This is a genomic window from Flavobacterium sp. AK-301 (assembly GCF_058310215.1).
On the sequence record NZ_JBZEES010000001.1, the window covers coordinates 373649 to 399094 of the forward strand.

At 31.7% G+C, this 25446-nt stretch carries 20 protein-coding genes; 17 read left to right on the forward strand and 3 right to left on the reverse strand.

Annotated features, from left to right (window positions below; genetic code table 11):
• Positions 1-18: 18 nt before the first annotated feature.
• The 16 genes from AC4FQX_RS01700 (at position 19) to AC4FQX_RS01775 (ending at position 20739) form a co-directional block, all read left to right on the forward strand.
• Positions 19-984 carry a stage II sporulation protein M gene (locus AC4FQX_RS01700; protein ID WP_491165931.1) on the forward strand — a complete coding sequence of 322 codons (966 nt, stop codon included), beginning with the start codon at positions 19-21 and terminating at the stop codon, positions 982-984.
• Positions 977-1735: a DUF4129 domain-containing protein gene (locus tag AC4FQX_RS01705; RefSeq protein ID WP_491165932.1), complete on the forward strand. Its 759-nt coding sequence runs from the start codon at positions 977-979 to the stop codon at positions 1733-1735. Before AC4FQX_RS01700 ends, AC4FQX_RS01705 begins: the two co-directional genes overlap by 8 nt.
• Positions 1735-2928 (forward strand): DUF4350 domain-containing protein, encoded by a 1194-nt coding sequence (locus AC4FQX_RS01710; RefSeq protein ID WP_491165933.1) that lies wholly within the window; start codon positions 1735-1737, stop codon positions 2926-2928. The genes AC4FQX_RS01705 and AC4FQX_RS01710 overlap by 1 nt, the downstream gene beginning before the upstream one ends.
• A complete protein-coding gene (locus tag AC4FQX_RS01715; protein ID WP_491165934.1) occupies positions 2928-3947 on the forward strand; it encodes an AAA family ATPase in 1020 nt (339 codons plus the stop codon). The genes AC4FQX_RS01710 and AC4FQX_RS01715 overlap by 1 nt, the downstream gene beginning before the upstream one ends.
• The gene (locus AC4FQX_RS01720; protein ID WP_491165935.1) at positions 3947-5278 is read left to right on the forward strand and encodes a DUF58 domain-containing protein; all 1332 of its coding nucleotides are present in this window, start codon (positions 3947-3949) and stop codon (positions 5276-5278) included. The genes AC4FQX_RS01715 and AC4FQX_RS01720 overlap by 1 nt, the downstream gene beginning before the upstream one ends.
• A gap of 69 nt (positions 5279-5347) precedes the next feature.
• The gene (locus tag AC4FQX_RS01725; RefSeq protein WP_491165936.1) at positions 5348-6133 is read left to right on the forward strand and encodes a TrmH family RNA methyltransferase; all 786 of its coding nucleotides are present in this window, start codon (positions 5348-5350) and stop codon (positions 6131-6133) included.
• Between the two features lie 12 nt (positions 6134-6145).
• Positions 6146-7717, forward strand: coding sequence for a serine hydrolase (locus tag AC4FQX_RS01730; RefSeq protein ID WP_491165937.1), 1572 nt, complete (start codon positions 6146-6148; stop codon positions 7715-7717).
• Between the two features lie 271 nt (positions 7718-7988).
• A complete protein-coding gene (locus AC4FQX_RS01735) occupies positions 7989-8981 on the forward strand; it encodes a DUF3829 domain-containing protein (RefSeq protein ID WP_491165938.1) in 993 nt (330 codons plus the stop codon).
• A gap of 229 nt (positions 8982-9210) precedes the next feature.
• On the forward strand, positions 9211-11430 hold the full coding sequence (locus tag AC4FQX_RS01740) for a RelA/SpoT family protein (protein WP_491165939.1): 2220 nt from the start codon (positions 9211-9213) through the stop codon (positions 11428-11430).
• A gap of 19 nt (positions 11431-11449) precedes the next feature.
• Complete coding sequence (locus tag AC4FQX_RS01745) at positions 11450-11911, forward strand: Fur family transcriptional regulator (RefSeq protein WP_491165940.1); 462 nt, start codon at positions 11450-11452, stop codon at positions 11909-11911.
• A gap of 8 nt (positions 11912-11919) precedes the next feature.
• Positions 11920-13191, forward strand: coding sequence for an adenylosuccinate synthase (locus AC4FQX_RS01750; RefSeq protein ID WP_491165941.1), 1272 nt, complete (start codon positions 11920-11922; stop codon positions 13189-13191).
• A 143-nt stretch (positions 13192-13334) separates the two neighbouring features.
• Positions 13335-14993, forward strand: a complete 1659-nt coding sequence (locus AC4FQX_RS01755; protein WP_491165942.1) for an OstA-like protein — start codon at positions 13335-13337, stop codon at positions 14991-14993.
• A gap of 77 nt (positions 14994-15070) precedes the next feature.
• On the forward strand, positions 15071-16267 hold the full coding sequence (locus AC4FQX_RS01760; RefSeq protein WP_491165943.1) for an aspartate aminotransferase family protein: 1197 nt from the start codon (positions 15071-15073) through the stop codon (positions 16265-16267).
• Between the two features lie 143 nt (positions 16268-16410).
• Entirely contained in the window at positions 16411-17808 is a 1398-nt protein-coding gene (locus AC4FQX_RS01765; RefSeq protein ID WP_491165944.1) for a tetratricopeptide repeat protein, read from the forward strand.
• Between the two features lie 144 nt (positions 17809-17952).
• Entirely contained in the window at positions 17953-18714 is a 762-nt protein-coding gene (locus AC4FQX_RS01770; protein WP_491165945.1) for a shikimate dehydrogenase family protein, read from the forward strand.
• A 147-nt stretch (positions 18715-18861) separates the two neighbouring features.
• Complete coding sequence (locus AC4FQX_RS01775) at positions 18862-20739, forward strand: DUF349 domain-containing protein (RefSeq protein WP_491165946.1); 1878 nt, start codon at positions 18862-18864, stop codon at positions 20737-20739.
• Positions 20740-20925: 186 nt separating this feature from the next.
• Here the strand turns inward: AC4FQX_RS01775 and mazG are convergent, their stop codons facing one another.
• The 3 genes from mazG to def form a co-directional block, all read right to left on the reverse strand.
• Entirely contained in the window at positions 20926-21699 is a 774-nt protein-coding gene (mazG, locus tag AC4FQX_RS01780) for a nucleoside triphosphate pyrophosphohydrolase (protein WP_491165947.1), read from the reverse strand.
• An 84-nt stretch (positions 21700-21783) separates the two neighbouring features.
• Positions 21784-22314 (reverse strand): DUF5606 family protein, encoded by a 531-nt coding sequence (locus tag AC4FQX_RS01785; protein WP_491165948.1) that lies wholly within the window; start codon positions 22312-22314, stop codon positions 21784-21786.
• Between the two features lie 54 nt (positions 22315-22368).
• Entirely contained in the window at positions 22369-22956 is a 588-nt protein-coding gene (def, locus tag AC4FQX_RS01790; RefSeq protein WP_491165949.1) for a peptide deformylase, read from the reverse strand.
• Positions 22957-23169: 213 nt separating this feature from the next.
• Here def and AC4FQX_RS01795 point away from each other — a divergent pair, with 213 nt between their 5' ends.
• Complete coding sequence (locus AC4FQX_RS01795; protein WP_491165950.1) at positions 23170-25395, forward strand: FUSC family protein; 2226 nt, start codon at positions 23170-23172, stop codon at positions 25393-25395.
• Positions 25396-25446 lie beyond the last annotated feature (51 nt).

Below are 25446 nucleotides of genomic sequence, written 5' to 3' on the forward strand. Positions count from 1 at the left end.
TTTCATACTTTAGCTCCCATGAGAGAGGTTGCATTCATAAAACAAAACAAAGAAAAATGGCTCGATTTTGAGCAGGCAATTTCAGGCAAAGCTAAAAAAAATCCCGATGAATTAGCCAGCCTGTACATACATTTAATAAATGATTTATCTTACGCACAAACTTATTACCCTAAAAGCAAGACTGTTGTTTACTTAAATCACCTTGCTTCCCAAATATATCAAAGGATTTATAAGACAAAAAGGGAGGGAAAAAATCGAATAATCTACTTTTTTAAGACCGAAGTACCCCTTATAGTCTATGAATATAAACGTTATCTGATCTATGCCTTTATTTTATTTTTTGTTACAATAGGATTCGGAGTGATCTCCGCAAGATACGATGATGGTTTTGTCAGACTTATTTTAGGTGATAACTATGTGAATACAACTTTAGAGAATATCAAAGATGGAAATCCGGTAGCGATCTATAAAAGCGGAAGCAACTGGGGAAGTTTTATTGGTATTACAATCAATAACCTCTATGTAGGTGCCCGATGTTTTATTTATGGTGTTTTTGGGGGAATTGGAACATTCTGGGTTATGATCCAAAATGGCATTATGCTAGGATCATTTCAGTATTTTTTTTATCAGGAAAATGTATTCTGGGAAAGTGTCCGCGGAATCTGGATACACGGAGCAATGGAGATCTTCGCTATTGTAATTGAATCAGCAGCAGGTTTTATTCTGGGAGCCAGTATTCTTTTTCCTAAAACATATTCCAGAAAAAACTCTTTCAAAATAGGCTTTAAAGATGGTTTGAAAATATTCCTGAGTACAATCCCTTTTACAATAGCAGCCGGTTTTCTGGAAGGTTTCATTACACGATATTCTATTGATATGCCACATTGGCTGAGTATATTTATTATCTTGTCAACCTTATCACTAATATCCTTTTATTTTTTAATTTATCCCTTTATTGTTTATCGAAAAACCCGTAGTGAATAAAATAATTATATACCTGTTTTTGATCTTCTCCTGTACTTCCGTATCAGGACAGGATTCGTTGGCTCCGACATCCAAAAACAAAGCTCATTTTACAGAAAAAGATATTGTTATCGACAATAGTGAAATAGAATCAAGATATTTCTCTGAAAATTACAAAAAGAAATACACTGATAAGAATTTTGAATATGAAATAAAAGAAAAAGAGAAAAACGTCTGGGACCGATTTAAATCCTGGTTATCAGATCAATTTTCCAGAATTTTCTCTTTCAGTAATGCTAATTCTTCATTTAAGGTACTCAATCTCATCCTTAAAGTCCTGGTTACGATAGTAGTTCTATTCGTGATCTATCTTATTGTAAAGCTAATAATGAATAAAGAAGGACAGTGGATCTTTGGGCGATCTTCCGATAAAAAAATTATTCGTTATGATGAGATCGAAAAAAACTTACATCTGATAGATTTTGAAAAACTGATTGAAAAGACTTTAAAATCTGGAGAAAAACGATTAAGTATTCGTTATTATTATTTATGGTTACTAAAAAAAATGTCTGAAAACCAAATAATAGAATGGGACCCTGAAAAAACCAATTCTGATTATTTATATGAAATACGGGATAATGATTTCAAAAAAGATTTTGCCTATTTATCGTATCTGTATAATTACATCTGGTATGGTGAATTTGATCTGAATGATACTGCTTTTATAAAAGCAAAAAACACTTTTGAAAAAGCAATAAAAACAATGCAATAATGAACAGATCACTAAAAATATATATCGTATTTCTGGTTTTCATTTTCATCAGTATTGTTTATATTGATATGAATAAACAAAAACCGATTGACTGGAATCCTACCTATTCTATTAAAGATAAAATTCCACTGGGTCTTTATGTACTTGACAAAGAAATAGATTATTTATTTAAAAACAATACGGTAACCCGTTTCTATACTACTCCATATGAATTCTTTAATAATTCTTATGATTATGATGACGGTTACACCATAAATGGAACTTTTACCGCTATTTCCGAAAACTATTCTATTGATGATCAGTCTACAGAGGAACTCCTCTATTTTGTTGAAAACGGAAATAATGCTTTTCTGAGTATGAAAACCTTTTCACCAAAGCTAATGGAATCTTTAAAATTTGATTATGATTCCCGTTTTCAGATTTCAGATAGTATTTTTAACTCATTGGCTAATCCTGATCTCGGAACTAACGGATACAAAATGACGGAAGGAATAGGAAATAACTATTTTTCTAAAATAGACACTCTAAACACTGTCGTTCTTGGTTATCAGACTATTAGTAAAGAAAAGAGAATCAACTTCATTAAAGTTCCTTATGGCAACGGAAATTTTTATCTGCATACAGAACCTGCTGCTTTTTCTAATTTTCACTTGTTAAAAGACAACCATTATGAATATGCTGAAAAAATAGTATCCTATATTAAAGATGAAGATGTATTCTGGTCTCTGAAATATCAAGATGGAAATATAGAATCCTCCTCCCCGATGCGTTATATTCTGAGTCATCCGAGCCTCAAATGGAGCTGGTATCTTTTTTTAATAGGGATGTTTGTTTTTATACTATTCAATGCTAAAAGAAAACAACGTATTGTTCCTATACTAAAACCACTGGAAAACACGACTGTAGACTTTACCAAAACGATTGGAAACCTCTATCTTCAAGAAGGAGATCACGATACTATTATTGATAAAAAGATTATCTTTTTTCTTGAAAAGATAAGACAGGATTATTTACTGGATACAACCGTTTTAGACGATCAGTTCATTAAAAAGCTACATCAGAAAACAAGTAAAGATATTAAATTAATAGAAAGAGCTGTATTTTTGATTAACAGACACCGACAAAGTACATACGGCAGTATTGAAGATGATCTTATAGAAATTAACAACGCAATTGAAAAAATATTTAATTAATGGAACAACATACTGAAAACAATAGTACTGATCTTACTCAGGAAGAAAATGTAAATTTTCAATCCCGATTAGATTTAAAACCTCTTCAGGAAAGTATTACAGCTATAAAAGATGAATTAAGTACCGTAATTGTCGGTCAGCAAAAAATGATCGATCAGCTTCTGGTTGCTATTCTGGCAAATGGTCACGTTCTTCTGGAAGGTGTTCCGGGTGTGGCAAAAACAATAACCGCAAAACTACTGGCAAAAACACTGGCTATCGATTTCAGTAGAATCCAGTTTACTCCTGATCTGATGCCTTCTGATATATTAGGAACTTCTGTATTTGATCTGAAAAAATCAGAATTTGAATTTAAAAAAGGACCTATTTTTTCTAATCTGATACTGATCGATGAAATTAATCGTGCTCCGGCAAAAACCCAAGCTGCTTTATTTGAAGTTATGGAAGAACGTCAGATAACAATTGACGGGCTTACTTATATTTTAGATACCCCTTTTCTGGTTTTAGCAACACAAAACCCAATTGAACAGGAAGGAACCTATCGCCTGCCCGAAGCTCAGCTGGATCGTTTCCTATTCAAAATAAACATTGATTATCCTAAACTGAATGAAGAAATAATCATTATTCAGCGGGAACATCTTCTTCAGAATCATGGAAAACTGGATAATATTAAAAAAGTTCTTTCTGCATCTGATATTAAACAATACCAACATTTAGTAAAACAAATCATAGTAGAACCTCAACTATTAGAATATATTGCCAAGGTCGTGATTAATACCCGCGAAAATGCATTTTTATATTTAGGAGCCTCTCCAAGAGCTTCTATTGCTATACTGAATGCCGCTAAAGGATATGCTGCCATCCAAGGTCGTGATTTTGTAACCCCTGAAGATATTAAGGAAGTTGCAATTCCTGTTTTACAACACCGTGTAATCATAACACCGGAACGTGAAATGGAAGGTATTACAAGTACAGAAATTATTAAACAAATTCTTGAAACGGTAGAAATACCTAGATAATGAAAAGAATAACGGAAATTTATATCAATAATTTATTTTTCTATACGCTTTTAGGTGTAATAGCTGTATTTGTCTGTTCCTTTATGTTTCCTGAACTTTATAATGCAGCATGGTATCTGTTATTTATCCTGTTGGTGTTTCTTTCACTGGATATTATTATTCTTTTCACTTCAAAAACAGGAATCGAAGCAACCAGAATCACACCGGAAAAGTTGTCTAATGGTGATGAAAATCCTATTACTATAAGTTTAAAAAACTATTACACTTTTCAGATCAGTGCCAAAATAATAGATGAAATTCCTTTTCAATTCCAAATACGGAATTTTGAAATAAAGAGAAAAATAAAAGGTTCTTCACAGGACGAGATTAATTATTTACTAAGACCAACGGAAAGAGGTGAATATTTTTTCGGAAACCTGAATATCTATGTGTCCTCTCCTTTACTACTTATCTCCAGAAGATTCTCTTTCAGTAAAGATCAGATGGTACCTACTTACCCTTCTTATATTCAGTTAAGGAAATATGATCTTATTGCTTTTTCAAATCACTTATTCCAATATGGTCTAAAAAAAATACGCCGTATCGGACACACAATGGAATTCGAACAAATCAAAGAATATGTTCAAGGAGATGATATACGAACTTTAAACTGGAAAGCAACCGCTAAGACAAATTCTTTAATGGTTAATCAATTTCAGGATGAGAAATCACAATCTGTATATATGATAATTGATAAAGGAAGGATGATGAAAATGCCTTTTAACGGTTTAAGTCTGCTTGATTATGCCATAAATGCTACTTTAGTATTATCTAATGTCATTTTGAAAAAACAAGATAAAGCAGGTATATTCTCTTTTTCTAAAAAAGTTGAAAATCGTGTAATAGCAGAAAGACGTTCTTCACAAATGCAAAAAGTTCTGGAAACTCTTTATAATATTAAAAGTGATTTTTTTGAAAGCGATTTCAGTCGTTTATATGTTGATATAAAAAAGAATATTACACAAAGGAGTTTACTTATAGTATATACCAATTTTGAAACTCTTGATGGACTTCACAGACAATTACCGTATCTAAAAGCTATTGCTAAAAGTCATTTACTGGTGGTTGTATTTTTTCAAAACACGGAACTAAACAGCATCATATCAAAAAAAGCTGAAAATATTCAGGAAATATACGATAAAGTAATTGCAGAAAAATTTATATTTGAAAAACGTCTTATCGTAAATGAATTAAAAAAGTATGGCATCTATTCAGTATTAACACAACCTGAAAATCTGACATTAGATACTATCAATACGTATTTAGAAATTAAAGCCCGGGGAATACTCTAAAAATACAGTATTATTTTTTCTTTCTTAAAAAATAAAAGACAATATTATTTAACCTTTAAGTATTAAACAGTGAAACAAATATTAAGCATACAGAATCCTTTTATAAAATCATTACTGCAACTACAGGAAAAGGCAAAAGCTAGAAAACAATCAGGCACTTTTTTAATAGAAGGACAAAGAGAAATTTCACTGGCAGTTAAAGGAGGGTATTCTATTGAAACTATTTTATTTTATAATGAGATCTGTAACAAAGCCGAAGCTGAAAAATTATCGAAAAGTGCTGAACTGATTGAAATAAGTCAGGGTGTTTTTCAAAAACTCGCTTATCGTGATACTACTGAAGGTGTAATAGCTGTTGCTAAAATAAAAAACTTATCTCTGGAGAATTTAAAATTAGGTAAAAACCCTTTAATTCTGATTGCAGAAGCACCGGAAAAACCGGGAAACATTGGTGCCTTATTACGTACTGCAGATGCGGCTAATTTAAATGCTGTTATTATCGCAAACCCAAAAGGAGATCTGTATAACCCGAATATTGTCCGTTCAAGTGTGGGGTGTCTATTTACCAATCAGATTGCTACCGGAACAACAAAAGAAATCATTACTTTCTTAAAAACGAACAATATTCGTTTTTTTTGTGCAACACTACAAAACTCAACTTCTTATCACACACAAGATTACACCCTCCCTACTGCTATTGTTGTAGGTACAGAAGCAACAGGATTAACGGAAGAATGGAGAAATGAAGCAACACAGAATATCATTATTCCGATGCAGGGTGAAATCGATTCTATGAATGTTTCTGTTGCAGCAGCCATATTAATTTTTGAAGCAAAAAGACAAAGAGGATTCTAAAGCCAAACCACTATGAAAAAACAAAATATATTATTATCAACTCTGTTCTTTCTGTTTTTCAGTATCTCTTTTAATACATTAAAAGCACAAATCACTTCACAACAGATCGATACTTTAGCAGAAAAAACTCTTTCTACATTTAATGTTCCCGGAATTGCCATCGCTGTTATAAAAGATGGAGAAATAATCCATGCTAAAGGATATGGTATAAAATCTCTTCTTACAAATGAAAAAGTAGATGAAAACACTCTTTTTGGAATAGCCTCTATCAGTAAAGCCTTTACTTCCGCAGCATTAGCTATTCTGGTAGATGAAAAAAAACTAAACTGGGATGATAAAGTAATTCAATATATTCCTGAATTCAGGATGTATAATGATTATGTAACACAGGAATTCACCATTCGGGATCTGTTGACACATCGCAGCGGACTGGGACTAGGAGCCGGAGACCTAATGTTATGGCCTGATAAAAGTAATTTTACAACAGCTGACATTATACATAATTTACGCTATTTAAAACCCGTTTCCAATTTTCGTACAAAATACGATTATGATAATCTGTTATATGTTGTAGCTGGAGAGGTAGTATACAGAGTAAGCGGTAAAAGCTGGGAAGAGTTTGTTGAAGAACGTATTATGCAGCCTTTACAAATGAAAAACAGTGCTGCATCATGGACCCGATTAAAAGATACTTCAAATGTAATTGCACCCCATGCTCCTATTGATGGAAAAATTCGGGTTATAGATCGTTACAGAAATACCCCTTTCAATGCTGCTGCCGGAATTTATGCAAATGTTACCGATATCAGCAAATGGATTATCACACAGATCAATGAAGGAAAATATGGAGAAAATCCGGAAGAAAGAATATTCAGTCAGAAAGAACATAAAGAAATGTGGACTCCGCAAACCATTATACCCTCCGTTACTACTCACCCCTACAATACTCTTTTCAGTGCTTATGGACTGGGCTGGAATCTAAGCGATGTAAAAGGATATAAACAGGCAATGCACACAGGAGGTCTTGATGGAATGACGACACAGATTACTATTTTACCGAAATTAAAACTTGGAATTGCTATATTTACAAACCAACAATCCGGAGCTGCTTTTACAGTTATTACAAACACTATAAAAGACAGTTATTTAGGAATTGAACCGATCGACTATATGGAACAATATAAAGAAAGGGTTCAAAAAGATGAAATAGAAGCAGACCTAATCACAAAAGAAGTCTGGGACAAAATTGCAAAACAACAGAAAATAAATACTCAGAAAATAAACCCTAATAGAATTACAGGTTACTATAAAGATAACTGGCTGGGTGAAATAATCATTAGTCAGAATAAAAGAAAATTATGGTTCGAGTCCAAACGTTCACCGAGACTATCAGGAGAACTATTTTTTTATAAAGACAATACCTTCATTGTTAAATGGACCAATCGTAGCTTTAATGCAGACGCTTATGTAATTTTCTCTTTTAATGAAAAAGGACAGGCTCATAACATAAAAATGAAACCAATATCACCATTAACTGATTTTAGCTATGATTTTCAGGATCTAGATTTCAACCGAATAAAATAGACTAAAAAACATTACTTAATTTATCAATTATCTTCATAAAAACTATTTATTAAATAAATCCAGCTGTTTTTCATTGAAATATATCTAAAAACACAATTTTTATCACTAAAAAAATTAAGTAATTTTATTCTGTATATTCTTTAACGATACTTAAAAAACATATTTCTAGTTCCTTTTTTAGATAAAAACAGAGAAATTAGAAATACTTTTTCACTACATAGATATCCTATCTTATTAAATTAACTTTGTGGAAATTTTAATACATTATATCATGAAGAAAACACTACTCTTTTTTATAACAAGTTTACTTCTTTTTTCCTGTAAACCTAAAAATGAAAACGGATCATCTGATACACAAACTAAAGATGCTAAAATTGCAACTTCAGAAAATGATCTGATGAGCAAAGAAGGAATTGATAAATTCAATGCTTACATTGATTATTTAAATCAGAAAAACAATCTCTACAAATCAATGAACTATTACTTTGAAAGCGTAGATAAAACAGGTGTCCCTACCGATAAACACGGAATTTCAATTAGCTCTTTGTCTCTTTATCCAATGAAAAAACTGGAAGAAAAAGTAAGCCTGTCTCCCGACTTTGGTAAACTGGATAAAGACATGAAAGAACAGATTAAAGTTTATAAGTCCTTAGAAAAAAATGTTAATAAACTATATGAATATAATTCGATCAAAGAATATTTGTCTGATGATTATGCTAAAGCAAAAGAGCTGTATCCTCTAATTCTTGAAGATTATAAAAATTTTGATGCTTTAGACCTTTTAATAGAAGAAGGAATTGCTATTTATCAGAAAAAAGTAAGAGAAAATGAATTAGAAAACTTTAAAAAGAACGGATACGAAATATCATATGCTAAAGCTATGTTTATAGATTCTTCCAGAGAATTCTTAGAATATACTACTACAAAAGATATTTACACTATATCAGAACTGGATAAAGAAAAAGTAAAAACTCTGGCAAGTAAAGTAAGCTCTGACTTTTTAGCTTTTACAGAAAAGGCAGAAAATGAAGAACAACTAAAAAAAGAATTTGGAAGAATCTCTTTATTATCTTCTTTTAAGAATGATGCACAAAGTTATGTATCACAGTGTAGAACTCTTCAGCAGATTCTTAATGACCCGAAAGAACTTAAAAAAGTAATTCATACACATGAATTTCATCGAGGTATGATAGTACCTGACGGAACACCTGTTAAAATATTAGAGCAATTCAATCGAATGATCGGATCTTCTAACAGAATGTAATTTTTAAAAATACTGTTTTTAAACCTTCAATTTTTTTGAAGGTTTTTTTTTATAAATTTTAAATTTAATATGGTTTAAAAAGAGACACATTACACTTTCTGGTCTTGAATTAAACTTCTGCTTTTTCAATACTAAACTAATTTAAAGAATAAAGCAGCATAACAAACCAAAAATGTGCTTGCAGAATTCAATTCTTTATTCTAACTTTCATACAAAGTTAGAATTACGTATGACAGAGATCGATATAGAACAAGAAAACAAGGCTATTGCCCGGGAATACAAAGAATTATTACGTATTAGTTATCAGACTTTAACAGATGATGATAAAAAACTCATCCGAAAAGCTTTTGATGTAGCAGTTGAAGCTCATAAAGATCAACGACGTAAATCCGGAGAGGCCTATATCTTCCACCCTATTGCTGTAGCTAAAATTGTAGCCTCACAAATAGGTTTGGGAGCGACTTCTATTGCCGCCGCTCTTATGCATGATGTAGTAGAAGATACTCCGATCACGGTACAGGATATTGAAAAAATGTTTAATCCAAAGATTGCACAAATCGTTGATGGATTAACGAAAATAGCACAGGTAAAAACAGATCAGAATATTTCAATGCAAGCGGAAAATTTCCGTAAAATGCTGTTGACCCTAAATGATGATGTTCGTGTGATTCTAATTAAAATTGCTGACAGACTTCATAATATGCAGACCATGGAATCAATGGTCGATTATAAACAGGCTAAGATCGCTTCCGAAACATTATATATCTATGCTCCTCTTGCACACCGTTTAGGTCTTTTCAATATTAAAACACAATTAGAAGATTTAGGTTTAAAATATACTGAACCTGAAGTATTCAATGATATTGTAAGTAAAATGAAAGAGACTAAAGAGGAACAAGATGCTTATATCAAGAATATCTCTGACATACTGATAGAATCTCTGGATAAAGAACATATTGATTACACCATAAAAGGACGTCCTAAATCTATTTATTCCATTCGCCGAAAAATGCAGGCTCAAAATGTAAGTTTTGATGAAGTATATGATAAATTCGCTCTTCGAATTATTTATAAAGCACCTCTGAATGAAGAAAAATTCATTGCCTGGAAAATATATTCCATTGTAACAGATCATTTCAGACCTAACCCTAATCGTTTAAGAGACTGGATTTCTTCACCTAAATCTACAGGATATGAAGCTTTGCATATTACTGTAATGGGACCTAAAGGAAGATGGGTCGAAGTTCAAGTACGAAGTGAACGCATGGATGAAGTTGCAGAGAAAGGATACGCAGCACATTATAAATATAAAAATGGAGGCACAGAAGAAAATGGAATGGAAGCCTGGCTGAATCTACTTAAAGAAGCTCTTGAAAATTCCGAAAGTGATGCTGTAGATTTTGTAGAAGATTTCAAACTAAACTTGTATTCCAAAGAAATTTATGTTTTCACGCCTAAAGGTGAAATCAAATCTTTGCCTAAAGGAGCCACTTCACTGGACTTTGCTTTCAGTATACACTCTGAAGTCGGAATTCATACACGAGGTACCCGTGTCAATGGAAAACTTGTACCTTTAAACTATGAACTGAAAAGTGGGGATCAGATAGAAATCATAACCTCCCCTAATCAGAAACCTTCTGCCAACTGGTTTGATTATGTTACTACTTCACGTGCCAAAAACAAGATCAGAAACGTTCTGAATGAAGATACAAAAAAAATAGCGGAAGACGGTAAAGAACTTTTAACCAGAAAGCTGAAACATCTGAAAATCGTTCTAAACGAAAAATCTGTTAATGAACTTGTTAATTTCTTTAAATTAAAAACCAGTTTAGACCTCTTCTATCGCATTGGTATTGGTACAATAGATAACCAGCAGTTAAAAGATTTTGCAGCCCAAAAAAGCAATTCGTTCATTAACTTTTTCAAAAATAAAATAAAACGCACCCCTAGCACGCAACCGGAACAAATCCAGAAAGAAGAAGTCAGTAAAAATTATGACATGCTGGTCTTTGGAAAAGAACAGGACAAACTTGATTATAAACTATCCAGTTGCTGTAATCCGATCCCTGGTGATGATGTATTTGGATTTGTAACCATCAATGAAGGAATTAAAGTACATAAAAAAGACTGCCCAAATGCCATCAGCTTACAGTCTAATTATGCTTACCGAATTATTTCGGCAAAATGGATTGATTCTTCTCAACAGGATTTTAAAGCTATTTTGAAAATCATGGGAATGGATACTTTAGGATTAACCAGCGAATTAACAAAAGTCATTTCAAACAATATGCATGTAAATATTCAAAGCATATCTCTAAGTGGAGATGCCGGTGTTTTTAATGGTCAAGTTGTTGTTATTGTACAGAATAACACCATATTAAAAAGACTAATTGAAAATATTAAAAAAATTGACGGAATTGACAAAGTAACACGAGTTTATAAAAATTAGCTTTATCTTTGCAATAATTATGACACAGATAACGACAGACAATACTAAGAATCAGGAAATTGTAAAAAATGTTTTTACAAAATATCTTGAAAACAAAGGACATAGAAAAACTCCTGAACGTTTTGCTATTCTACAAGAGATTTATGACAGTGAAGAACATTTTGACATTGAATCTCTTTATATCAAAATGAAGAATAAAAATTATCGTGTGAGCAGAGCAACATTATATAATACTATTGAATTATTATTAGAATGTGCTTTAGTGAGAAAACACCAGTTTGGCCAAAATCAGTCTCACTACGAGAAATCCTATTTTGATAAACAACATGATCACATAATTATGACAGACACAGGAGAAGTCATAGAATTTTGTGACCCGCGTATTCAAAGTATTAAAAAAACAATTGAAGATATTTTTGATATTGAAATTCACAACCATTCTTTATATCTTTACGGCAACAAAAAAACAACCAACAAATAATAAATATAATGACCGTAGATTTACTACTAGGATTGCAGTGGGGTGACGAAGGCAAAGGAAAAATTGTTGACGTTCTTACTTCAAAATACGATATTATTGCTCGTTTTCAAGGTGGACCTAATGCAGGACACACATTAGAGTTTGATGGAATCAAACATGTATTAAGAACAATCCCTTCTGGAATTTTCCATGATAAATCAATAAATATTATCGGAAATGGAGTCGTAATTGATCCGGTAGTTTTTCAAAAAGAAATAGAAGGACTTTCTAAATTTAATCTTGATATAAAATCAAAATTAATTATTTCAAGAAAGGCACACCTTATTTTACCAACACATCGCTTACTTGACGCTGCCTCAGAAACATCAAAAGGGAAAGCAAAAATAGGTTCTACTCTAAAAGGTATCGGTCCTACCTACATGGATAAAACAGGCAGAAACGGACTTAGAGTCGGTGATATAGAATTAGAAGATTTTAAAGAACGTTACAGGGCTCTAGCTGATAAACACGAAGCTTTAATCAGTTTCTATAATGTTGCTATCCAATATAATTTAGCTGAATTAGAAAAAGAATTCTTTGAAGCTATTGACGAACTAAAAAAGCTAACCTTTATTGATAGTGAAGAATATATTTATCAGGCTCAAAAAGCAGGAAAATCTATTTTAGCAGAAGGCGCACAAGGATCACTTCTGGATATTGATTTTGGAACATATCCTTTCGTAACTTCTTCAAACACCACTGCTGCCGGTGCATGTACCGGTCTGGGAATTGCTCCTAATAAAATAGGTAAAGTTTATGGTATTTTTAAAGCTTATACTACAAGAGTAGGAAGTGGTCCCTTCCCTACTGAATTATTTGATGAAACAGGTCAGGCAATGGCTAAGATCGGAAATGAGTTTGGTGCTGTAACAGGAAGACCCAGAAGATGTGGCTGGCTAGATTTAGTCGCTTTAAAATATGCTGTTCAGGTTAATGGTGTTACACAGCTGATGATGATGAAAGGGGATGTTTTATCTGGGTTTGAAACACTTAAAGTATGTACTGAATATTTGTATAAAGGAGAAAAAATAACTCATTTACCATACAATATTGAACCTGAAAACGTTACTCCTGTCTATACTGAGAAAAAGGGATGGAAAGCAGACCTGACAGAAATGACAACATATGATGAGTTACCAACAGAATTAAAAGAATATATTCAGTTTATTGAAAAAGAACTTGAAATACCGATTACAGTAATATCTGTAGGTCCGGACAGGAAACAAACTATTCATAAATAGTCTGTTTTATAAAATTTTTATAGCGCTTTGAATTTTTTCAGAGCGCTATTTTTCGTTTAAAAGCCAGATTGATTTATAAATAAACCTTAATAAAAAATATCATTTTAAGATTTTACCTAAATTTGGCAGAAATTAGCTTTACCTTGAATAAAATATATATTTTTATCGTTACCTTTTTGGTGTTTTTTAGCTCCTTTACAGTCTTTGCTCAGGAAAAAAAGACAATTGTGATTGAACATTCCGATTTTGCCGATTCTAATGAAAGTGAAATACCAGGAGCCTCTATCCTATCCGGAAATGTAAAAGTTTCCCATGACGGCATCATTTTAACCTGTAATAAAGCGTACTACTTCAAAACTCAGAATGTAATCAAAGCTTTCGGAAATGTACAAATGGTACAGGGAGATACTTTATACATGAACAGTAAATATGCAGAATACAATGGAGATACTAAACTGGCAGTAGCCGCAGGAAGTGTTGTCATGAGAGACCCTCAAATGACACTAACAACAGATACTATCCATCTTGACAGGAACATTCAACAAGCTTTTTATAATTCTTACGGAACTATAAAAGATAAAGAAAATATATTAACCAGTAAAGCAGGTCGTTATTATGTCGCTCAGAAAAAGTTTCAATTCCTGACCGCGGTAACAGTAACCAATCCGAGTTATGTAATTCAGACCAATCATTTAGACTATTTTACCAATTCAGGTCATGCTTATCTTTTTGGACCATCAACGATTACAGGAAAAGATAATTTTATCTACACGGAAAAAGGATTTTATGACACTAAAAAGAACTTAGCTCATTTAGTAAAAAAGTCGTATATAAAATATCAAAATCGGTTAATTGAAGGTGATAGTCTTTATTATGACAGAAATCGTGAATTCGCCTCTGCAACTAATAATGTCAAAATAACAGATTCTATAAATAAAGGAATTGTAAAAGGTCATTATGGTGAGGTCTACAGAAATCAGGATTCCCTGTATATTACTAAAAGAGCAGTTGCCATTAATCTGGTAGATAATGATTCCATTTATATACATGGTAAAATACTAATGGTTACAGGAAAACCGGATAACAGAGTAATCCGTGCTTTTAATGATGTGAAATTCTATAAAACCGATATGAGTGGTAAATGTGATTCATTACACTCTAATCAGAGAACGGGACTTACACAACTAATCAAAAACCCGGTATTATGGAATGGAGAAAGTCAGATGACAGGTGATGTTATGCATTTAATCTCAAACAATGTTACTGAAAAATTAGATTCTCTTAAAGTCCTGAACAATGCTTTTCTGGTCGAAAAAGATACAATTGGCAAAGGCTACAATCAGGTAAAAGGGGTTAATCTTTACGGAAAATTCGAAGAGAATAAACTTCATGAAGTGGATATTATAAAAAACACAGAAGTAATTTATTACTCCTATACAGAAAATCATGAACTTTTCGGAATAAACAAAAGTGTTTGTAGCAGGATTAACCTTACAATAAATAACAATTATATAGAATCCACTACTTTCTATGATTTACCGGAAGGAGAAATCTACCCTGAAAAAGATCTCCCTGAAAATGCCCGAAAATTAAGAGGGTTTATTTGGAGAGGTGACGAAAGAATACGAACAAAAGAAGACATATTCAGTGAAGAAGAAAACCTTCTTCATGAACAAATAGTAAAAGAAAGTAAAAGAAAATCAGAAGAGATCAATACTCCTATGGAAATTCGTGAAGAAACTTTAAATTATGATAAGGAAAATCTAACCTCTAAAGAAAAAGAAAAATCTAAAACAAAATAAAGATTTTAGATTGCAAAACTAGAAAAAATATAATAAAACAATAATTTACAAGCATTGTTTTATAAAAGAATAAAAGAATGAACAATACATCCGATTTTTACAAATACCAGGCACAAACATCTCCTCACCCACTCGGAATGGATGTTTCACATGCAGAAGGAAGTTATATTTATGATACAAATAATAAAAAATATCTGGATTTTGTCGCTGGTGTTTCAGCCTGTAGTCTCGGACACAGACATCCAAGAGTCGTAAAAGCTGTAAAAGATCAACTGGATAAATATTTACATGTAATGGTTTATGGAGAATATTCACAAGATCCCTCCGTACATCTATGTAAATTACTAGCTTCACATTTACCCGAACCTCTGGATAAAACCTATCTGACAAACTCAGGAACTGAAGCTACAGAAGGCGCTCTTAAATTAGCAAAACGTATCACAGGAAGAAGTGAACTAATCTCATGCAATAATGCCTATCACGGAAACACAATGGGTTCCATGAGTGTAATGGGATTTGAAGAACGAAAACAAATTTTCAGACCCCTAATCCCCGATGTAAGATTTATTACTTTCAATAATGAAGCTGATCTACAAAAAATAACAACAAAAACAGCAGGTGTTATTTTAGAAACCATTCAAGGAGGTGCCGGTTTTATTCAACCACACGATAATTACCTTAAAAAAGTAAGACAACGTTGTGATGAAGTTGGCGCCATGATGATATTAGACGAAATACAACCGGGATTTGGTCGTTTAGGTAAGTTATTCGGATTTCAGAATTATGATATTGTACCTGATATTATTGTTATGGGAAAAGGAATGGGTGGAGGAATGCCTGTAGGGGCTTTTACAGCATCTACAGCACATATGGATTTATTAAGCGATAATCCAAAATTGGGTCATGTTACCACTTTTGGCGGACATCCTGTCATTGCTGCAGCTTGCTTAGCTACTTTACAGGAAATTACCGAAACAGAACTTATGGAACAGGTTCATGAAAAAGAAAAACTATTCAGATCCCTTTTGGTACATCCTTTGATTAAAGAAATAAGAGGGGAAGGGCTAATGATTGCACCAATGACAGAAAGTGCTGAGATCACGACTAAAATTATCCTGAAATGCCATGACAGAGGATTAATCCTGTTTTGGTTACTCTTTGAAGGCTGTGCAATCAGAATAACGCCCCCACTGACTATTTCTGAACAGGAAATCAGAGAAGGCTGTACCATATTATTAAATGTTATGGATGAAGTTTTAGATGAAATGTCTTAATATAAAAAGATTTTTTATTCAGAAGAAGAACCTTGGTTTAATCAAAAATTGTTAATTAAATTGTTCACAACAATTAAAATATAACACCGCCATTACAAGCAACGTTTCCTAACTTTATTAAAGGATAATTAAAAACACCGAGTATGAATTTGAGCCAAGAAGAAGAAGATTATAATTTATCCTTATCAAGATTTGAATCTATGTTAAAAACAAACAAGGTTCTATTCTTTGATTCTGAAGAATTTGAAAATATAATTCTTCATTATTTGGATATTGGAAAAAATAATTTGGCGAAAAAAGCACTAAAGTTAGCACTTGAACAACACCCTAAATCGACAGGTTTGAAGTTAGTTCAGATTGAGATGCTTGTGTATGAAGACAAACTTGAAATTGCTGAGAAAATGTTGAATGAATTGTATGCTATCGAGCCTACAAATGAAGAAATTTATATCCAAAAAGCAAATATCTACTCTAAAAAAGATAATCATGAAAAAGCTGTTGAATTACTGAAAATTGCTTTAAACTATACTGATGACTACGCTGATGTTTATTCTCTGATTGGTATGGAATACCTTTTTCTGGATAAATTAGAATTAGCAAAAGAAAACTTTATCCTATGCCTAGAAGAAGACACAGATGATTATTCTGCATTATATAATGTCGTTTATTGTTTTGATTTTTTAGATCAAAATCAGGAAGCTATAGACTTTTTAAACAACTTCATTGATAACAATCCTTACAGTGAAGTAGCATGGCACCAGATAGGAAGACAATATTATACTTTAAAAGACTATTCTAATGCATTAAAGGCCTTCGAATTTGCCACATTAATTGATGAACATTTCATTGGTGCCTTTCTTGAAAAAGCAAAATCACTTGAAAAACTGAAACGATATGAAGAAGCAATAGAAAGTTATAATGTAACAACCAAATTAGATGACCCAACTTCTTTTGCTTTATTACGTATCGGTAAATGTTATGAGAAATTAGGTAAAAAAACTCTGGCATTAAAATATTTTAATAAAACAGTACATGAAGATCCTTTACTTGATAAAGCCTGGATAGCCATAACTGATTTTTATATTCGTCAGAAAAACTTCCAGAAAGCACTTTATTTCGTAAACAAAGCTTTAAGTATTGATAATGAAAATAAATTATACTGGAGACGATATGCAACTATCAATCAGGCTATACATCTCTTTGAAGAAGCTGAACTGGGATACAGAAAAGCTGTAGAATACGGAGATTATCAGTTAGATACATGGTTGTCATGGGTAAGTACATTACAGTTCTTAGGTGAGTTTGATGCTGCTATTCAGACCTTGTTACTAGCAAGCGAAAAATTCCCTGATAATTATGAACTTGAATATCGATTAGCCGGATTAAATTTCATGCTGAACAACGATACAGGTGGGGAATTTCATTTAAATAACGGATTAAGAATAGATTTTAAAAACTATCTTATTCTGAAAGATTTGTTTCCTGCTATATGGACTAAAAAAATTGTTCAGGATTACATAAAGAAACATAAAAAATCTTAACGATTTTTTATCAAACGATTCTAAAATAATTGCTAATTTGCAACTAATCCCTATAGGGGCTTAGTTGCATTTTTTATATCTAATCACTAAAATTGAATTATTCGGTTTATTCTTTAAAGTATAAAATAAAATTATCTACCTATTATGAAAGATAAACAAAAAATAAAAAAAGAATTTGGCTTAGTTGGCAGAAATATAGGATACTCTTTTTCAAAGAAATATTTCACAGAAAAATTTGAAAACAAAAAACTGGAAAATCATTTTTATTATAATTTTGATATTCCCATGATTGATTCTTTCCCAAACATTCTTGAAGAAAACCCTGAATTGAAAGGACTTAATGTTACTATCCCATATAAAGAAGCAATTATACCTTATTTAGACAAACTATCAAAAAATGCAAAAAGAATAGGTGCTGTAAACACGATCAGAATATCAAAAAAAGGAAAACTAATCGGATATAACAGTGATTTTTATGGCTTCAAGAAATCATTAAAACCATTATTAAAAAAACATCATAAAAAGGCACTTATCCTCGGTACCGGAGGGGCATCAAAAGCAATTGCTTATGCTCTTAAGAAACTAAAAATAGAATATGATTTTGTTTCCCGAAATCCATCAGAATATGAATTGAATTATACTGAAATAAATCAGGATGTATTTCATGAGTATCAGATCATAATTAATACAACACCTTTGGGAACGTCTCCTAATCTTAATGAATGTCCTCCTATTCCTTATAATTATTTCACTCCGGATCATATTGCTTATGATCTGATTTATAATCCTGAAGAAACACTTTTCCTGACACAAGCTAAAAGAAATGGTGCGGTTATTAAAAACGGAATGGATATGCTTGCTTTTCAAGCTGAAAAATCATGGGAAATTTGGAATAAAAAATTCTAATATAAATAAATTTACATTTAATATTGCTGATTTCTCATGAATAAAATTCTTTTAAAAGAATTTATTCATTTATTTTCCTTTGAATTTTGCTCCACCTTTATTACCTTTCGGAAATAAAGAGAAATATGAACCTTAAACATTTTAAAAATGTTAGACGAAAAAAATGACAATCTACAGGAAATAGAGAATGATCAATTGTACGAAACAGAAGACAACCTGAAAGTTGAAAACCAGAAAGCAGTTGAATCAATTGAAAATTCTAACGCTGAAGAAGATGAGGACGAAACGCTAGTAGATCGTTATAATATACCTATGCTCAATTATGAAACAATGAGTATGGATGAACTTACAACTGAACTTGAAAAATTAGTTAGTAATGAGAAAATCATGTCTATTAAAGATCATATTGAAGAAATAAAAAAAGAATTTACTTCAAAATATAATCATTTTATTGAAGAAAAAAAAGAAGAGTACACAAATGAAAATGATGGAGACTCTACTGACTTTGAATATCATTTGCCTGTAAAAACAAAATTTGACACCATCTATAATCACTACAGAGATAAAAAAAATGTACACTTTAAAAATTTGCAGACCAACTTAAAAAATAATCTGGAAAACAGATTAGCGATCATTGAAGAGTTAAAAGGTCTGATCAATCCTGAAGAAAACATAAAAGATACTCTTAAACAATTTAATGAATTAAGAGATCGTTGGAAAAATGCAGGACCAATCCCAAGAGACAAATACAATCATGTCTGGAATAACTACCATTTTCATGTTGAAAATTTCTATGATTATTTACATCTGGACAGAGAAGCCCGTGATCTGGATTTTAAACATAACTTAGAGTTAAAAAATAAAATTATTGACCGTGTTCAAGAACTTTTAAGCGAAGAAGATATAAGTAAAGCGTTCAGAGAACTACAGGTTTTACATAAAATTTGGAAAGAAGAGATCGGACCTGTTGCAAAAGAACACAGAAATGAAATTTGGGAAAAGTTCAGTAATCTGACAAAACAAATACATGACAAAAGAGAAGTTCTTTTTGAAAAACAAAAAGAACTTGAAGTAGAAAATCTGAAGGAAAAACAAGAGATTATCGCTCAAATTGAAGTTCTGGCTACTCAAAAAGTAAATACACATGCTTTATGGCAAGAACAGATTGAAAAGATCGAAACTTTAAGAACTGCTTTTTTTAATGCCGGTAAAGTTCCGGCAGAAATAAATGAAGATATATGGGCTGCATTTAAAACAGCAGTAAAAGATTTTAATTCTTTAAAAAATTCTTTCTACAAGGATATTAAAAAAGAGCAACAGGAAAATCTTAATAAAAAGACAGCTTTGGTTGAAAAAGCAAAAGCATTACAAGACAGTGAAGACTTTGCCACTACAACGCCTGTAATGAAACAGATTCAGGAAGAATGGAAAGCAATAGGACATGTTCCGAGAAAATATTCTGATAAGATCTGGAAAGAATTCAAAACAGCCTGTAACCACTATTTCGACAAACTTCATACTCAGAAAAATGAAGCAAATAAAGAAGAGATAGAAGCTTTTGATAAAAAGAAAGCCTACATTGATACTTTAAAAGAATTTGAATTGACAGGTGACCATAAAACAGATCTTGATGCTATCAAGGCTCATATTGAAACATGGAAAAGCTTCGGTAAAGTTCCTTTTGCAAGAAGACATATTGAAGGAAAATTCAATAAAATACTTGATGCTTTATTTGACAAATTAAGCTTAAGTAAAAAAGATACTGAAATGGTTAAATTCAATAATAGAATGGATCAATTGGTTGAAATGGATGACACTCGAAAACTTGAAAATGAAAAAATATTTCTGATCAGAAAAATTGATGAAGTACAAAGTGAGATTTTACAGTTAGAAAATAACATTCAGTTTATTACCAGTGCTAAAAAAAATAATCCATTTATTCTTGAAGTAGAGAAAAGTATAAACAAACATAAAGAAGATTTGGAAATGTGGAAAGCAAAGCTAAAACAAATTAGAAGTCTTTAATTCTATAAAGCAGAAAAGCATCACAATTGTGATGCTTTTCTGATAATACACTATTTTATCTCGTCCTGAAATAGGTTTACAGTTTTGTGTAAACTTATTTTAGAATGACACAACAACCAGAACACGAGCAAGATACTCACCACCAGCAAGGGAAACTGAATACTGGCAACTGAAAACCAAATACCCTTACAACTTCTTAGCTTCTTCCCAAAAAACATCCATTTCTTTTAAAGTCATATCCACAAGTGGTTTTCCTAATTTAGCCGCTTTATCTTCTAAATACTGAAAACGTTTAATAAATTTTTTGTTAGTTCTTTCTAAAGCATCCTCTGGATTTATATTTAAAAATCTGGCATAATTGATCATCGAGAACAAAACATCTCCAAATTCGGCTTCCATTTTATCCGTATCACCTTTTAGTATTTCTTCCTGTAATTCCTGTAATTCTTCCTGAACTTTATCCCAAACCTGCTTTTTTTCCTCCCAATCAAAGCCTACTCCTTTTACTTTATCTTGTATACGACTTGCTTTAACCAAAGCCGGTAAACCTTTAGGAACTCCTTCTAAAACAGAGTTCCTACCTTCCTTTAATTTCAGTTTTTCCCAATTTTGTTTTACCTGTTCCTCATTCTCCACTATAACATCTCCATATATATGAGGATGGCGGTAAATTAGTTTTTCACAAATTTCATTTGCTACATCTCCAATATCAAAATCATTGGTTTCACTCCCTATCTTAGCATAAAACACAATGTGAAGCAGAATATCTCCTAATTCTTTTTTTATCTCCTGTAAATCATTATTTAAAATCGCGTCTCCTAATTCATAAGTCTCCTCAATCGTTAAATGTCGTAAACTTTGTAAGGTCTGTTTCTTATCCCATGGACACTTTTCACGTAAATCATCCATAATGTCAAGTAACCTGCCGAAAGCCTCTAATTGATCTTCTCTATTATTCATATTCTTATCATTTATGTAAAAATAAGAAATCCTGCCTTTCAATGAATATTGAAAGGCAGGATTTCTTATTTCCAGTATTAAATACTATTCGTCTGTCTTCTTTTTCTTTACCACTTTTGCAGGTTTTTCTGCTTTTTCAGCCTTCTCTGCTTTCGGCTTTTCCACTTTGACTTTTTCTGCTTTTGGTTTCTCTACTTTTGGTGTTTCTATTTTCACAGGTTTTACAGTTTCTTTTGCAACAATTAAACCTTTTGACTGAAGCATATTATACCAGTTAAGTACTTTCTTGATATCTGAAGAATATACTCTGTCTTCATCATAATCCGGTAAAATTTCTTTAAAATAAGACTCTAATTTTGCCTTATCCTCTTTATGAGATATTGCAGGTCCGTTATTTTCTTTTACTGCAATTGCCTGCATCACATCAGCTAATACTTTTTCACCACTATGAGTATAAATCGAAATTTCTGATAATAAACTTACATTACTTCTTAAACCTACTGTCACTTTTTTACCATCAATTAAAGACTCTGCTACAAAACCTGAACGTGTTTGCACTTTTAATGCATATAAACCTGGTTTACCAGAAATGGCCAATATTTTTTCTAAACTCATTTTCTATTTTTTTTAAAGATAACAAATATCTATTCTTTCAACTGAAAAACAAAATTATCTGCCTTTTTTAGCAAAAAATTTCATTCTATAATCTGGATGGGCTTTACCATCTATTATATTTTGTAGTTTTTTTTGATTTAAACGTCTTTTTAATGTAGATATTTTATCTGTAAAAAGAATTCCTTCAATATGATCATATTCATGCTGAATAACACGAGCTATTAAGCCATCATACACTTCTGTATATTTTTTAAAATCTTCATCAAAATATTCAATTGTAATTTTCTCTTTTCTGAAAACATCCTCACGAACATCCGGAATACTTAAACAACCTTCATTAAACCCCCACTCTTCTCCTTCTTCTTTTGTTATTTTAGCATTAATAAAAGCTTTTTTAAATACTTTTAACTGTTCCTGTTCTTCTGTTGACAATGTTTCGTCTTCTGCAAACGGAGAGGTATCAATAGTAAACAAACGGATCGCTAAACCTACCTGAGGGGCTGCCAACCCAACTCCATATGCATTATACATTGTATCATACATACTCTGAATAAGGTCTTTTAAATTAGGGTACTCAGGAACAATGTCATCACATAACTTTCTTAACACCGGATCACCATATCCTATAATTGGTAAAATCATTATTTCTAATATTAAATTTAAAATCTGATATTTCAATTGAAACAACTTAAAAAATCAGACTGCAAAAGTAGTAAAAAATAAAATTATATTTCTGTCGAAAACAAGAAAGAGAATATATTGTCTTCAATTTTACATAAAATTAATATAAATGAAATTTTATTTTCTGATAAATAATCTATCAATCCTTATCTTTGCGCACAATATAAGCTTCTAATGGTTAATAAAGTCCGGAATTTTACTGATACTACAGAATTCACTAATGCTCTTAAAGTTACAATTGCAACAGCATTACCTGTGATCATATTCTCCAATATGGACGAATTTCGTATGGGGTTTACTATTGCTTTAGGAGTTATTCTGATCTATCCCAGCGATATCCCCAGTAATCTGTCTCATAAGATAAAAGGACTGCTTGCTGCTATTTTAATTGCCTCAGGAAGCGCTGTACTTATCAGCCTTGTTTCTTTTAACCCATGGATCTTTTATCCTGTTTTGAGTATAACTGTCTTTTTTCTCTCTATGATATCTGTCTATGGACAGCGTGCAACGATGGTTTCTTTTTCCGGTTTGATATCTATAGCAATTATATTTAGTAAAATACATACAGGTATGGAACTTTTAATCCATGCAGGATTACTAATCTGTGGAGGACTATTTTATCTTTTAATATCCCTTATCTTTTATTATATTAGACCGTATCGCTATGCACAGTTAAAACTCATCGAATGCATAAGACTTACTTCAAAATATTTAAAATTGCGAGGTGATTTATGGCATCCTGATGCTGATAGAACAAAAATAACAGAAGAACAACTGCATCTTCAGGTGGAGTTAAATACCATTCATGAAGAATTACGGGAAATGTTATTCAGAAATCGTGTTAATAACCCCGGATCTTCAAATCAGAACAGAAGAATGGTTATCATTTTTTCTGCTTTGGTAGATATTATGGAGCTGGCATTGTCTACTTCATTCGATCATGCTAAACTAAACGAAAAGTTTGCTAATAAGCATCATGTATTAAACACTTATCAAAATCTTGCCTATAACTTAGCCGCAACATTAAAAGATCTTTCGAAAACAATAGAAAATAAAACGAAATATACTCCTAAACATTTTCTGTATAAAGATCTGGAATCCTTAAAAAAAGCAATTAACAGCTATAAAGAGGATGTTGGATTCCCAAAAGCAACTGAAGGTTTTCTAATTCTGAAAAACATGCATAATTATGCTGAAAAACAAATTGAAAAAATCAGAATAGTTGAACATGCTTTTTCACAAAGTATTAATACAAAAGAATACAGAAAAAACGATAAAGATCTTGAGAAATTTCTTGCTCCTTTATATTATCCATTAAGCACATTAACTGAAAACCTAAGTTTTTCATCTACTATTTTCAGACATTCCTTACGTCTGACTGTTACAATATTAATCGGTTTTCTTATTGGCAAGTTATTACCTTTTCAAAATGTATACTGGATACTGTTAACAATAGTTGTAATCATGCGTCCCGGATTTGGTCTGACAAAAAAACGTTCTGTACAAAGAGCTATCGGTACAGTTCTGGGTGGATTAATTGCCTTTACTGTTATTTCTTTCGTCCATAATAGCATTGCTCTTGCTGTTATGATAATTATTTCAATGCTCTTAGGATTATCTTTTACACAGAAAAACTATAAAATCAGTGCTACTTTTGTCACTATTTATGTTATTTTCATTTATGGTATTCTTACACCAAATATCCAGGATGTTGTACAGTATAGAATACTGGATACACTTGTAGGTGCTGTTTTAGCCTTTTTAGCGAATTACCTACTATGGCCTTCATGGGAATTTTTAAGTCTTCCTCTGTATATGGAAAAATCAATTGAGGCAAACCGAAATTACCTGCAACAGATTTCTATTTTTTACAATAATAAAGGAGAAGTTACCACTCCTTATAAACTAAGTAGAAAAAATGCCTTTATTGAAACCGGAAATTTAATGGCTTCTTTTCAGCGTATGCTTCAAGAACCAAAATCAAAACAGAAAAAAATGCCTCAGGCTTATAAGTTTGTAGTATTAAATCATACCTTATTATCTTCTGCTGCTTCATTGGGTACTTTTATACAATCTCATAAAACAACTAAAGCATCCGAAGCTTTTAATGTAGTTGTAAATACTATCATAAAAAACTTAGATCATGCTATTGCCATATTAAAAGACGAAGTTTCGGCAAATTCTTCAATTGACACGAAACAACAAGACGACGTGAATCTACGTTTTACAGAACTTAAAGCTATTCGTGAACAGGAAATAAAAGATAGTTATAAAACAGATGAAGAGGCATTACATATAAAACTCCAGGAATCTCAATTAGTAATAGAGCAATTAATCTGGCTGACCAACTTATCCGAAAGCGTTGTTAAAGCTACTAAAGAGCTTAAAGAAAGTAAATAGCCTAAGCCAAGAAAAAGAATCAAGAAGAAAGAATCAAGACTTTGCAGGTGT